This window comes from Hungatella hathewayi WAL-18680 (genome assembly GCF_000235505.1).
GTDB classification, from domain to species: Bacteria; Bacillota; Clostridia; order Lachnospirales; family Lachnospiraceae; genus Hungatella_A; species Hungatella_A hathewayi_A.
Genome location: NZ_JH379031.1, coordinates 31,786 through 45,404, shown reverse-complemented (window position 1 = coordinate 45,404; position 13,619 = coordinate 31,786). Strand labels below are relative to the sequence as shown.

Genomic DNA, 13,619 nt, shown 5'->3' with positions numbered 1-13,619 from the left:
AGGGGAAGAGAAGATGAACTTTTTTGAGGAGCATGGGATAACGGAATATATCAATGCCCATGATACGTACACCGTTTACGGCGGCAGCCGCATGGCGGAGAATACATTAAAGGCCATGGAGGAGGTTTCCCGGCATTTTGTAGATTTTTCCCAAATGCAGGAAATGCTGGGGAGAAAGACAGCCGAGCTGACTCACAATGAAGGGGCATTTTTTACAAACGGAGCGTCCGGCGGATTGCTGCTGGCGGCCTGTGTGTGCATGGCCAGGGGAAGCGCCTACTTATACAGCAGACTGCCCGACACATCGGAGACCGTCAACGAAATCATCGTGATGCGCGCCCAGCGAAATGCATACGATGCAGCGCTTATCTCCAGCGGCGCAAAGATTGTGGAAATTGGGGATGCGGACGAGACGCTGGAATTCGAACTGGAAGGCAGGATAAATGAGAAAACAGCGGCCATCTTTTATTTCGCATCCACGCTGTATCAGAGGGGGTCCATGTCTTTAGAGGACACGATAGCGATAGCCCGCAAGCACAACATTCCTGTGGTGGTTGACGCGGCGGCCCAGCTTCCTCCGACGGAGAACCTGTGGAAATATACGTCGATGGGGGCGGATATGGTGATTTTCAGCGGTGGAAAGACGCTCTGCGGTCCCCAGGACAGCGGTTTGATTCTGGGAAAACGGGAGTGGATTGAGGACTGCAAGCGGTTTGGGGCACCTGCCCACGGAATCTGCAGAGCCAGCAAAACATCCAGGGAAGCCATGGCCGGATTGTATACGGCGTTGAATAATTTTCTGGCGGTGGATGATGAACAGCGGTTTGCGGAACTGATGAATGTCAATCAGAAGATAGAGGAGCATGTGCGGGACTGTGATTCCCTTCTCCGCTCAGAGATCATACCTCACGGACCGGTGGGACAGTACTACCCCAGACTATTTCTTTATCTGAAACAGGATGCCGATGCGGCTATGGTAGTACAAAAAATGCGGGACGAGCACATCTATATCGGGCTGGAAAAAGAGAACAATGCGGTTTACATAAGTCCGCTCAACCTGAACGGGGAAGAGGTCATAAGGGTTATGGAGGCATTAAAATTATATCTGTAAATTTTTTCCAAAAATGTAAACGTTTACAAGAAAGGAGCTTCCGATGAAGACAGAATTTTACAGTCAGCATAAGCGGGAATTGGAGCAGATACGGGATGAAGTCCGCGCCCAGCTTCTTGATGATGTGATTCCGTTCTGGGAAAAAAGAGTGGTGGACAGGGAATGTGGCGGTTACTACAACTGTTTTGACAGAGAAGGACAGCTGTATGACACCACAAAACAGGGGTGGTTTGTGGGCCGGAATCTGTACACGTTTTCCGCGCTGTACAACCATATGGAACCGAGAAAAGAGTGGCTGGAGATTGCGCAGGCGGGCCGGGACTATATGGACACCTCGTTTTATGCGGGGGATGGACGGTTTAACCAGGAACTTGACAGAGACGGTAAGGTGATTGCCGGGACAACTTCTATCTTTACGGACCATTTTGCGGTGAAGGGGCTTTATGAATATATCAGAGCGGCATCGAAGACAGAAGATGAGAAGGAGATGATGTTTGCGAAGATCTTGAGCGATGAGCTATTCTGTCATGTGAAAGAGCAGGATGTGATGCGGGGCGAGGGAATTGCCGACGGATGGCAGAAGCATGCGGTCAATTTCATGAATTTGATCGTTGCTCTGGAGAGCAGGCCCCTCTTTGGCAATGCCTATGAGGATATCATCAGGACCTGCGTCCATAAATCTTTATATGAGTTTGCAAATGATAAGTATGAGGCGCCCTTCGAGAATATCAGGAGTGATGGAACGCCATGTCTCGAGGGGGCGGGGAGAATCGTCGATGCGGGGCATACCATGGAATCCCTGTGGTTCTGTATGCGGGCCGGTCTGGAATTTCACGAGCCAGTCTGGATAGAGCGGGCCGGCCATGTGATGGACTGGGTGATTGCGCGCTGCTATGACGAGACCTATGGCGGTTTTGTACAGCACGTGGACGTGGAGCGAAGCTGTCCGGAGAAGGAGTTTTTATCCACGGATTACCACGGAATCCCGGTGGGATGGGACGATAAAATCTGGTGGGTGCAGGCGGAAGCCTTATTTGCATTGCTGATGAGCAGCATTTTAAATGAAAACGAGCGCCATTTTACCTATTTTAAAAAGTTATACGGTTATGTCGAACAATATTTCCGGGACAGGGATTACGGGGAATGGTACGCGGTGTTACACCGGGACGGCTCTGTCCTGTGTGATAAAAAGGGATTTGCTTTGAAGGGGGCCTATCACATACCGCGCTGTCTGATGCAGACAGTGACACTGCTTGACTGGTATCTGGCAGGCGATAACGAAGGGTAACAATACCTGAAAAGGTTTTATAAGCACAAAAAGGAGGAAGCACATGAAAAGAAATCAGATGAAAAAAGGGGCAGCGTTGGCACTGGCACTGGCGATGGGGATGTCTATGATGACAGGCTGTGGCAGCAAGCAGAGCGCGCCGGATGCGCCGGCAGGGGAGACGCAGGCAGGAGAATCAAAGGAGACAAAAGGGGCGGAGAGCAATAAGGACGCAGTGACGATTCAGTGGTGGTCTCCCAACTGGGATGAGCCGGAAAGCCGGGAGATGGTGGCCGAGTTTGAGGCGGAGCACCCGGATATCAAGGTGGAGCTGGTTATCACGGACTGGGATACCTATAAGAGCAAGATTACAACCGCTATCAGCGCGGGGAATGCACCGGAACTGTTTACCATTCTGCTGACAGACGTGGTGCCATTTGCGGACAAGGAGCTGCTGGAACCGCTGGACGAGCTGGGGGGCAATGCGGGAGTTGATTTCGGAGACATTTTAAAACCGGCTTTGGATATTGTTTCTACCAATGGAAAGGCTTACGGAGTTCCATTCCGCTATGACGGCTCTGGAATTTACTACAACGTGGACATGCTGGCGGCGGCCGGTTATGATTCCTTCCCGGAGACATGGGATGAGATGGTGGCAATGAGTGAAAAACTTGCGGTGGACGGAAAATACGCCTTCGCATGGCCGCTGGGCAATCAGGCCAACGCGGTGACCAGACTGGTGCAGCAGGTATATACCTACGGCGGCGATGTGATGGATGAGAGTGGTGAGAAATGTCTGCTGAACAGCGATGCCGGGAAGAAGGCATTGGGCAATATCGTGGATTCCATTCAGCAGGGGTATGCGTCAAAGAGCAGCTCCGAGTATGACAACACGAAGATGAGAGAGCTGTTTGGACAGGGACAGCTGGCATTCAACTTTACCGGACCGTTTGATGTGGATACGTTAAAGACGGATTATCCGGAACTGAACTTCAAGACAGCCGTGATTCCAGGCGACGGCGGCATGGGCGTGACGACAGCCAACGGCTGGTGCGTGGCGATGGCGGCCAACAGCAAACATAAAGAGGAAGCGGCCCAGTTCCTGGCCTATATCACAAACCCGGAGAACCAGGCACGCCTGACAGATTCCTTCCCGGCCAGCAAGACGGCGATGGAGTATGAGCAGTTCTCAAGCGAGTATTTAAAACCGTTTGCGGACCAGCTTGACAACTCCAAACCGGAGCCGACTTATTCCAGATGGGCGGAAATGGAACCGATTATCTATAACTATATTCAGGGCGCCGTGGCAGGCAATATGACAGTTGATGAAGCCTGTGAAGGAATGGCAAAGGATGTCGATGCCCTGCTGGCATATTAACAGCAGCGTTACCCATACGAGAGGAAATGCAGATATGAGACATGTTCACTTAACCAGAGATGAGAAGAAGGCAATCCCTTTTATTCTGCCGGGAGTCCTTGTGACGGCCCTGCTCATCCTGTATCCATTATTTTACATTATCTCCATGAGTTTTAACACAAACGCCATGGGAAAAGGAGGGTTTGCCGGGCTGACCAATTACATCCGCCTGTTTAAGAATCCTCTGTTTTCCCAGACAATCTTCAACACGGTGAAATGGACGTTCTGGACGGTTGCCGCCTCTTTCCTCATCGGATGTACCTTTGCCATGATGATAAATTATAAGGGCATCGTGGCAAAGGGATTCTTCAGAAGCCTTATCTTTATCGCCTGGATTATTCCGGGCGTGGTGAAGGCGACGGCGTGGAAGTGGCTGTTTGCGACAGACGGGGGGATGGCGAACCATCTGCTGTTAAGTCTGGGGGTCATCAAGGAGGCCATACCGTGGCTGACAAGTCCGAAATATGCCATGATGTCCGTCATTATCGTGCAAATCTGGGCCTGCGCGCCTTACGTCATGCTGATGATGACGGCCGGCATTTCCCAGCTGCCCACGGATTTGTATGAGAGCGCCAATCTTGACGGCGCCAGCTGGCTGCAGAAACTGTTTTATATCACAATGCCGCTGTTAAAGGACATCAGCTTTATCTGTATTCTGATGCTGCTTGTCTGGGCAATTAATGAGTTTTCTCTGATATGGATCATGACCAGCGGAGGACAGAACACGGGGACACTCTCCCTGCTTGTCTACAATCAGTTTAAGGTGCTGAATCTGAATTCCGCCTCGGCCAGTGCGGTGATGCAGCTGTTGATTACCATGGTATTTGCAATTTTGTATGTGAAATTTGTGATAAAGGAGGATTGAGACCCGTGAAAAGAAAAAAGAAAACAATGGAAGCCTTACTGAGAATTCCGGTTTATCTGATTCTGGTGATGGCAGTTCTTATCACGCTGCTTCCGCTGGGCTGGGTTATCAGCACCTCCTTAAAACCGGGAAACGAGATATTTGCAAACCCGCCTTACTGGATACCGAAGAAAGCGACGATTGTCAATTATTATCATGTGTTGTTTGAGAGTGAGATACCGAGGGCGCTGCTGAACAGCTTTCTGGTAGGCGGCATGACCATGGTCATCTCCCTTCTACTGGGGGGAAGCGCGGGCTACGCATTCGCCAGATTTCAGTTCCGGGGAAATAAAGCGTTATCCCTGTTTATGCTGCTCAGCCAGATGCTGCCGCTGACCGTGCTGATGATTCCCATGTATTATATGGAAAATGCAGTCGGTCTGGTGGATACGAAAATCGGCCTGGCTATTGCCCATCTGTCCATCAGCATGCCGCTTGTGACATGGATGGCAAAGGGGTATTTTAAGGGGATTCCAAAGGAGATCGAGGAGGCGGCAGTGATGGACGGCTGTTCTACCTTGCAGACGATGCTCTATATCATAGTTCCACTGCTCCGGCCGGCGCTGGCCGCAACCGGAATCTATGCCTTTATCTCATCCTGGAATGAGTTTGCACTTGCGAACGTGCTGACGAGAAGTATGACAAGCCGGACCGTGCCGATTGCGTTGAACGAATTTTCTTCGTTCTTCAAGGTGGATTGGGGCGATACCATGGCGGCGGCCATGTTGATTACCATACCGATTATCGTTGTATTTATGCTGGTGCAGAAGCAGTTTGTGGAAGGCCTGGCAAACGGGGCGGTAAAAGGTTAAGGGGCGCCCGGAAAAGGGCGGGTATTTTATATAACATATTGTAAGAGAGATATTGGAAAGATATCTCTGGTAAAAGGAGGAAAATAGACCATGAGTGAAACAGGAAAGAGACTGGAACAATTGGGAATCACCCTGCCGGTGAGAGACAGAAAAGGAAAAGGTGTGGTGGACGCTGTACAGGTGGGAGATTTATTGTTTATCTCCGCCCATTTCCCGACGGACGCTGACGGCAAGGCGGTTTATACGGGAAAGGTTGGCGCGGACATCGATAAGGAGACCGCTTATCAGGCGGCGAGACTCTGCGGCTTGAATATGCTGGCGACCATCAAGGATTATATTGGAGAGCTGGATCGAGTAGATTATGTGGTAAAAGCTCTGGGACTGGTCAACAGTGCTGGAGATTTCTCTGAGCAGCCGGCGGTGATGAACGGTTTTTCCGATTTGATGGTAGAGGTATTTGGAAAGAGAGGCCAGCACGCAAGGTCTGCCATGGGAGCGTATGCTCTGGAACAGAATATGCCGGTCACGGTAGAGGCGATTGTGCGGATTCGCAGATAACAATGAGGAAAGCCCCCTTTGCATGTGCTCAGGGGAAATGTGGGAGGTGCTAGCTTGGATACCATAAATAAAATCATAGAAAATGGGCAGGAAATAGAGCCTGTCTATAAAAAGAAACGGGGAATTGTTCTGCTCCGGGAAGTTGACAATTTGATATTTGTGTCGGGACATGGACCGGAGGACCAGATTACGGGAGAGCCTCTTTTCCGGGGAAGAATCGGGAAGGAGCTTACGCCGGAGGAAGGATACGCGGCGGCGAGAGAATGCGGAATCATTATTCTGGGGGCGCTTAAGGATACGCTTGGCAGCCTTGACCGGGTGGAGCGGGTTGTGAAGGCGTTTGGCCTTGTCAACTGCGGGGAAGGGTTCCATGATGTGGAACATGTGATGGACGGATTTTCGGATGTGATTGCCGATGTGCTGGAGGAGAGAGGGTATCACGCCCGGACCGCCATGGGCACCCACAATCTGCCAAACAACAATATTCCGGTGGAAATCGAAGTGATTGTGTCGGTGAGACCGTAAAAGGCAGGTGCGGGCCGTGGAAGACGGAAGATATTGGGGCGCTGCTTCCGGTTACAGCAGGGCTGGGACAGACGATTTGCTGTTTTTCTCCTTTGATGAGAGGGGAAATATGAGAGAAGAGTGCAGGTTTCAGATAGGAGGAAATCCCTCGTTTCTCTGTAAAGATGGAGACACCCTGTATGCCGGTCTGGAAATGCCGGACAGGGCGGTGGTTTTGTCGTTTCTTGTCACGGTAGATGGCGGGGTGAAGCTGGAGAAGACAGGGGAGCTGGAGGTTGATGCTTCCGGACTCTGCCATGTTTCTGCCGGCAGACATGCGGTTTACGGCTGCTGCTATAAGAGCGGCCATGTATTTGCGGTGGATAAGGAGCTGCGCCATGTTTTGTGGAAGGAGTGCCCGGACAGGAAACAGGGAATTTCTCCCCATGCACACTGCGGTATGGAGACTGATGACGGAAGATTTCTTGTGGAGGCCGATTTGGGGATGGATGGGGTGTATGGGTTTCCGCTGTCGGATGGCAGACTGGCGGGGGACAGAGTGGCTCTTGCCAAATGTCCCGGCGCGGGCCCAAGGCAGGTCCTGTATGAGAAAAGTATGGGCCAGTTTATCGTTGTGGGAGAGCAGGGAAACACAGTTGCAGGGTATGAGTGGACATGTGGGGATGGTCAGTCACAGACTGCATGGATAGAGAAATGGTCTATAAGGGCGACAAATAGACCTGGCACGAATTACCCAGGAGGCGCATACTCCACGGAGGATGGAATCATATTCTGGGGGAACCGCGGTGCAGATACCATAGCGGCTGTAAAAACCGGGAAGACAGCAGCATTTCTGGGAGAGTGGGCGTGCAGAGGCAGCTGGCCGAGAAGCGTGCTTGCGTCCGGTAGATGTGTGTTTGCGGCCTGCCAGAAAAGTGGAACGCTGGAGAGCTTTATCTGGAATGGAAGAATGCTTGAGCAATCGGACTGCCTGAAACTGGAGGAGGCGGCCTGTGTGATAGCCTGGCAGATGGAATAGGAGACAGGATGATGGATGAGGACAGAACAGTCACGATGGATATGGTCATAAAGAATGGCCAGGTCTATGATTCGGAGACACGGACATTAAAAAAACAGGATATTGGCGTATCTCAGGGGAAAATTGCGGCAATATCCGGAGAAATGATGACGGATGAGAGGACCAAGATGATCGATGCCGACGGATGCATTGTCGCACCGGGACTGATTGACATGCACTGCCATATCTACCCGGTATTCCCGGAGCCGGTGGATGGACTTCCAACGATTCACGCGGAAGCCCATATGTTTCGGAGCGGCGTGACCACCGCTGTGGATGCGGGGACCTGCGGCTGCCGTGATTTCTGGCGGTTTAAAGAGGAGTATATCGACAAGTCCAAATTGAGAATATTTGCATTTATCAATATTGCCCAGGGGGGTATGGTGAGTTTTCCCTCTGAGCAGAAGGTATCGGAGTTCCATCCCCGCACGGCGGCGGCCATCGCCAAGGATGCGGACTGTGTGGTGGGAATCAAAACGGCCCATTACTGGGTGGGCGTGCCTGTAGATTCGGAGCACCCGGCCTGGGCATCCGTGGACAACACGATTTTGGCCGGGGAACTGTGTGATAAACCGGTTATGATTGATTTTCAGCCGAATCTGCCGGAGAGAACCTATGAGGAACTGATTCTGAAAAAGCTGAGAAAAGGTGATATCCACACCCATGTCTACGCCCAGCAGTTCCCCATTGTGGATGAGCGGGGAAAAGTAAATGACATCATGTTTGAGGCAAGAAAGCGGGGTGTCATCTTTGATCTGGGACACGGCGCCGGAAGCTTCTGGTTCCGGAATGCGGTGCCGGCGTATGAGCAGGGATTTTATCCGGATACCATTTCCACGGATTTATATGCGGACAATATGAATGGACCGGTTTTCAATCTGCTTCATATCATGTCGAAATATCTGGCTGTCGGCATGCCGGTAGAAGAGGTTTTGTACAGGACGACAAAACGTCCTGCGGAGATTATCGGACATCCGGAGCTGGGGAATCTGCGGGTTGGCGGTGTGGCGGATATCGCAGTGCTCAAGATACGAAACGGCGAGTTTGGCTTCTCCGACAGCGGCAACGCGGCGCTGCCCGGAACCTCGATGTTTGAGTGTCTTCTTACTGTAAGAAACGGGGAAATTGTTTATAATCCGATGGCATACGGAATGCCATACTGGAAGGACGCCGCCGAGCCATACTGGCACGCGCCCGGAGTTTTGCCCTAAGGTGTTTTACAAAGAAATGTTCAGGAAATCAATGACTGATGGTAAAAGGAGTATGTCGTGATAATAAATACGAGAGAGCAGATTATCGAGCTTACAAGAGAATGGAAAGGGGAAAGACTGGAGGATGGACGGCCAAAAGTGCAGGACCATTATTTGGAAAAGCTGCGCCATATGACCCTGGAAGAGATATGGCTCCCGCTGTACGTGAAGGGATATCAATTCCAATATGAAGGCGGGTTAAAGTACCTGCACGAGGGGAAAAAGCTGGTTGGCCGTGCGGTCACCTGCACTTTCATGCCCACGAGACCGGACCTCTATTCCGTGGTCAAGGAAAAGGGCGACCAGAACGGCTGGGAGGGCACCTGCAACCAGTGGGTGGTTGACAACCTGGTGGAGGGAGACGTGGTCGTTGCGGATATGTTTGACAAAGTATTCAACGGCACTTTTGCCGGGGGAAACCTGACCACCGCGATTAATGTCAGAACCAAGACGGGAGGCGCCGTCATCTGGGGCGGTGTCCGGGATATTGAGCAGATGAGCAAAATTGATACCCAGGTGTATTTCCGGGGAATCCATCCCACCCCTATCCGCGAATGCGTGATGACCGGCTACAACATGGCCTGCCGAATCGGCGAAGCCGTCTGCCTGCCGGGGGATGTGGTGATGGGTACGCCCAGCGGAGTTTTGTTTATTCCCAGCTTCTGCGTGGCGGAAGTCATCAACAGCGCGGAAAAAACACATGCCAAAGATATCTTCGGCTTCGCCATGCTGGAGCAGGGCATCTACACAACGGCCGAAATAGATAATTCCGTCTGGAGCACGGAGATGCTGGACCGAATGGAAGCATTCATCCAGGCAGACGAGCGCTGCAAAACCTACCGGACCCTGGACTGGACCCTGGAACGGGAAGCCGCCAAGGGCGAGCCGGAGGCGTTGAAAGAAATATTGAGATACTGTCTTGTGTAGGGAGTATCGTGTGAAAAGCTGGTTACCAACCATGAGAGGTGGTTGGGGAATCAGCTTTTTAATTGCTGATGCCATGCTTGACAAGAAATTGGGATAGTGCTATGCTGATAACAATATTGTTGCAAGTGCAATAATTACATATGCAACATTATTCGGATTTGACATATATTAAAATGGATGACCAGTGGAGGACTATCTTATGTTTCGAAGATTTTACGGTTATGCAAAGGATTACCGCAAGTACGGCTTTTGGAGCTGTGTCTGTGTGGCGCTGGAGGTGATGGCGGAGCTGGTGATTCCGTTGGTGATGGCTGATATTATTGATGTGGGCGTGGCCAATGGGGATAAGGAATATATCTTGAGAAAGGGGCTGGAGATGTGTCTGCTGGCGTTGATTGCGCTAGCGCTGGGGATGATGTATGCCAGGCTGGCGGCGCTGTGCGGCATGGGACTGGGCAGTGAGCTGCGTAAGGCTGAGTACCAGAAGATACAGAGCTTTTCCTTTGCCAATGTGGACCATTTCAGCACCTCGTCTCTGGTGACCAGACTGACCAGTGATATCACGGTGATTCAGAATGCGGTGACCACAGGTTTGAGGCCGGTGGTCCGTGCCCCTGTGATGATGGTGACGGCGCTGCTTCTGTCCTTCTCCATCAACGGGGAACTGGCGTTAATCTTTCTCGTGGCCATTCCGATTCTGGCCGGCTGTCTGTACTATATTATCTGTCATGTGCGGCCGCTGTATTCCAGAATGCAGATGGCGATCGACATGGTAAACCGGATTGTGCAGGAGAACCTGACGGCCATCCGTTTCGTGAAAGCCTATGTCAGGGAAGACTATGAGATGGAGAAATTTGAGGGGGTTAACACGGAGCTTCAGACGGTATCGGAGCGGGCCTTCGGTACGGCTTGTCTGAATATGCCGGCCATGCAGTATGTGATGTATGGAACCATTCTCTCGATTCTGTGGTTTGGAGGCAACCTGATATTCATCGGCGGGATGCAGGTCGGTGAATTGACCGGATTTTTGAGCTATGTGCTCCAGATATTAAACTCCCTGATGATGATTTCCAATGTCTTTATGATGCTGACCCGCTCCATGGCTTCCGGCCACCGGATACTGGAGGTGCTGGATGAGGAGATTGAGATTAAAGATGAAAGTACGGAGCAGCTGGAAATAAAGACGGGAGAGATTGCATTTGAGAATGTTTACTTCAAATACCGGAAAGACGCGGAGGAGTTTGTGCTTTCCGATGTGTCCTTCCACATACTTCCCGGCCAGACCGTAGGAATCATCGGCGGTACCGGCTCGGCGAAGACTACGCTGGTGCAGCTGATACCGAGACTTTATGAGGCGACAAAGGGAACCGTGTATGTTGACGGCAGACCGGTGCTGGAATATCCGCTGGAACATCTGCGGGACGCGGTAGCGGTGGTGCTTCAGAAGAATACACTGTTTTCGGGTACCATTGAGGAGAATTTAAGGTGGGGCAAGGAGGACGCCACACCGGAGGAAATAAAACTGGCCTGCGAGATTGCGGGGGCAGATGAGTTCGTGGAGCGTTTCCCGGGCGGATACCAGACCGTGCTGGAGCAGGGCGGCGTGAATCTGTCCGGCGGCCAGAAACAGCGGCTGTGTATTGCGAGAGCTATCTTAAAATCACCGAAGGTACTGATACTGGACGATTCCACCAGCGCCGTGGATACCGCCACGGAGGCGAAAATCCGGGAGGGGCTGGCAAAGAATTTGAAGGATACCACCAAAATTATCATTGCCCAGCGAATCACCTCGGTGCTGCATGCGGACCAGATTATTATCATGGATGACGGAAAAGTCCATGCCGTAGGAAATCACGAGTCTCTTCTGGCATCGGATTCTATTTATCAGGAGATATATTACTCCCAGCAGGAAGGGGTGGGATTATAATGGCGAGGTATATTGGATACAAAAAACCAAAGAATACAAAGAAGACATTGTTCCGCCTGATTTCCTATATGGGGCATTATAAATTCTCCATGCTGATTGTCGGCATTCTGGTGGTGATCGGGAGTCTGGCAGGGGTGTTTGGAACCTATATGCTGAAACCAATTATCAACCAGTATATCATTCCGCGGGATATTCCGGGACTGATTGGGGCCATCGTGCTGTTGGGGGCCATTTACCTGGCAGGTGCCACCTCCACGCTGCTTTACAACCGCTTGATGGTGAAGACGTCCCAGAAGATCGTAAAAGAGATTCGAAAGGATTTGTTTAATCACACCCAGACACTGCCGCTGTCTTATTTCGATGCCCATACCCACGGGGATTTGATGAGTCATTTCACCAATGATGTGGATACCATTGCCGAGGCGTTGAACAACAGCTTTACCCTGCTGATACAGAGTGGAATCACGACGGTGGGAACGCTGATTATGATTGTGGTGCTGAATGCCAGACTGTCCCTGATTGTGCTGGCCTGTATGGGATGTATGTTCCTGTTTATCCGGTTCAATGGAAAACGCAGCCGGAAATATTATGCGGAGCAGCAGAAATATCTGGGCGGCATCAACGGGTTTATCGAGGAGATGGTGGCCGGCCAGAAGGTTGAGAAGGTCTTTAACCATGAGAAACAGGATTATGAGGAATTCTGCCGGCGCAATGAGAAACTGAGAATGGCTTCCACCAATGCGCTGGCATACTCCGGGCTGATGGTGCCGGTTGTGGTCAGTATCTCTTATTTAAACTATGCCATATCGGCCTGCGTCGGCGGTCTGTTCACCCTGGCGGGGCTGATGGATATCGGAAGTCTTGCTTCCTATCTGGTCTATGTCCGCCAGAGCGCCATGCCGATTAACCAGTGCACCCAGCAGGTGAACTTCATTCTGGCGGCATTATCCGGTGCGGAGCGTATCTTTGAAATGATGGACGAGGAGCCGGAGATTGACGAGGGAACCATCACTCTCTGCCGCGTGAAAAAGGCGGAGGACGGGACCCTGGTGGAGTGCGAGGAGCGCAGCGGGCTGTGGGCCTGGAGAGACAGCGCCAGAGAAGCTGGCGGCCAGCTGATACCGCTGACCGGCGATGTGCGGTTCCACAACGTGGTGTTTGGCTACACGCCGAAGAAAGTGATACTGAACGATATCAGTCTCTATGCGAAACCGGGGCAGAAAATCGCGTTTGTCGGCTCGACCGGAGCGGGGAAAACCACGATTATCAATCTGATAAACCGTTTTTATGAAATTCAGGACGGTGTGATTACCTACGACGGGATTGATATCACTAAGATTAAAAAGGCGGACCTGCGCCGCTCCCTGGGATTCGTGCTTCAGGATACCCACTTATTCACAGGAACCATTGAGGATAACATCCGTTATGGCCGGCTGAATGCTTCGGAGGCGGACGTGGTGGAGGCGGCCAAGATTGCCAATGCCCATTCCTTTATCCGGAGACTGCCGGATGGTTATAAGACGAAGCTGTCCGGGGATGGCTCCAACTTATCCCAGGGGCAGAGACAGCTTCTGGCGATTGCAAGAGCGGCTGTGGCGTCGCCGCCGGTGCTGGTGCTGGATGAGGCCACCAGTTCCATCGATACGCGGACGGAGCGGCTGATTGAGAAGGGCATGGATGCGCTGATGGAGAACCGGACCGTGTTTGTGATTGCCCACCGTCTGTCAACGGTCCGCAATGCCAAGGCCATTATGGTGCTGGAGCACGGTCAGATTATTGAGCGAGGTAACCACGACGAGCTGCTGGAGCAGAAAGGCCGGTATTACCGGTTGTATACAGGCCAGTTTGAACTGGATTAGAGAAA

General features: G+C 51.7%; 12 protein-coding genes. All 12 read left to right on the top strand.

The genetic code is table 11. The features are described 5' to 3' along the window. Positions 1-13 precede the first annotated feature (13 nt). The 12 genes from HMPREF9473_RS25325 (at position 14) to HMPREF9473_RS25270 (ending at position 13,614) form a co-directional block, all read left to right on the top strand. Positions 14-1,111: an aminotransferase class V-fold PLP-dependent enzyme gene (locus HMPREF9473_RS25325; protein WP_006783081.1), complete on the top strand. Its 1,098-nt coding sequence runs from the start codon at positions 14-16 to the stop codon at positions 1,109-1,111. A gap of 43 nt (positions 1,112-1,154) precedes the next feature. After that, a complete protein-coding gene (locus tag HMPREF9473_RS25320; protein ID WP_006783080.1) occupies positions 1,155-2,399 on the top strand; it encodes an AGE family epimerase/isomerase in 1,245 nt (414 codons plus the stop codon). A gap of 43 nt (positions 2,400-2,442) precedes the next feature. Beyond that, on the top strand, positions 2,443-3,756 hold the full coding sequence (locus HMPREF9473_RS25315) for an ABC transporter substrate-binding protein (protein WP_006783079.1): 1,314 nt from the start codon (positions 2,443-2,445) through the stop codon (positions 3,754-3,756). Between the two features lie 34 nt (positions 3,757-3,790). After that, positions 3,791-4,660, top strand: a complete 870-nt coding sequence (locus HMPREF9473_RS25310) for a carbohydrate ABC transporter permease (protein ID WP_034860190.1) — start codon at positions 3,791-3,793, stop codon at positions 4,658-4,660. 5 nt (positions 4,661-4,665) lie between these two features. After that, positions 4,666-5,511 carry a carbohydrate ABC transporter permease gene (locus HMPREF9473_RS25305; RefSeq protein WP_006783077.1) on the top strand — a complete coding sequence of 282 codons (846 nt, stop codon included), beginning with the start codon at positions 4,666-4,668 and terminating at the stop codon, positions 5,509-5,511. Between the two features lie 90 nt (positions 5,512-5,601). Continuing rightward, positions 5,602-6,069 (top strand): RidA family protein, encoded by a 468-nt coding sequence (locus tag HMPREF9473_RS25300; protein WP_006783076.1) that lies wholly within the window; start codon positions 5,602-5,604, stop codon positions 6,067-6,069. A gap of 54 nt (positions 6,070-6,123) precedes the next feature. Beyond that, complete coding sequence (locus HMPREF9473_RS25295) at positions 6,124-6,594, top strand: RidA family protein (RefSeq protein WP_006783075.1); 471 nt, start codon at positions 6,124-6,126, stop codon at positions 6,592-6,594. A gap of 16 nt (positions 6,595-6,610) precedes the next feature. Beyond that, positions 6,611-7,612 (top strand): lactonase family protein, encoded by a 1,002-nt coding sequence (locus tag HMPREF9473_RS25290; protein ID WP_034860188.1) that lies wholly within the window; start codon positions 6,611-6,613, stop codon positions 7,610-7,612. An 11-nt stretch (positions 7,613-7,623) separates the two neighbouring features. After that, positions 7,624-8,862 carry an amidohydrolase/deacetylase family metallohydrolase gene (locus HMPREF9473_RS25285; protein ID WP_006783073.1) on the top strand — a complete coding sequence of 413 codons (1,239 nt, stop codon included), beginning with the start codon at positions 7,624-7,626 and terminating at the stop codon, positions 8,860-8,862. A 57-nt stretch (positions 8,863-8,919) separates the two neighbouring features. Beyond that, a complete protein-coding gene (locus HMPREF9473_RS25280) occupies positions 8,920-9,828 on the top strand; it encodes an RraA family protein (RefSeq protein WP_006783072.1) in 909 nt (302 codons plus the stop codon). A gap of 199 nt (positions 9,829-10,027) precedes the next feature. Further along, positions 10,028-11,755, top strand: a complete 1,728-nt coding sequence (locus tag HMPREF9473_RS25275) for an ABC transporter ATP-binding protein (protein ID WP_006783071.1) — start codon at positions 10,028-10,030, stop codon at positions 11,753-11,755. Beyond that, the gene (locus tag HMPREF9473_RS25270; RefSeq protein WP_006783070.1) at positions 11,755-13,614 is read left to right on the top strand and encodes an ABC transporter ATP-binding protein; all 1,860 of its coding nucleotides are present in this window, start codon (positions 11,755-11,757) and stop codon (positions 13,612-13,614) included. Before HMPREF9473_RS25275 ends, HMPREF9473_RS25270 begins: the two co-directional genes overlap by 1 nt. Positions 13,615-13,619: the final 5 nt, after the last annotated feature.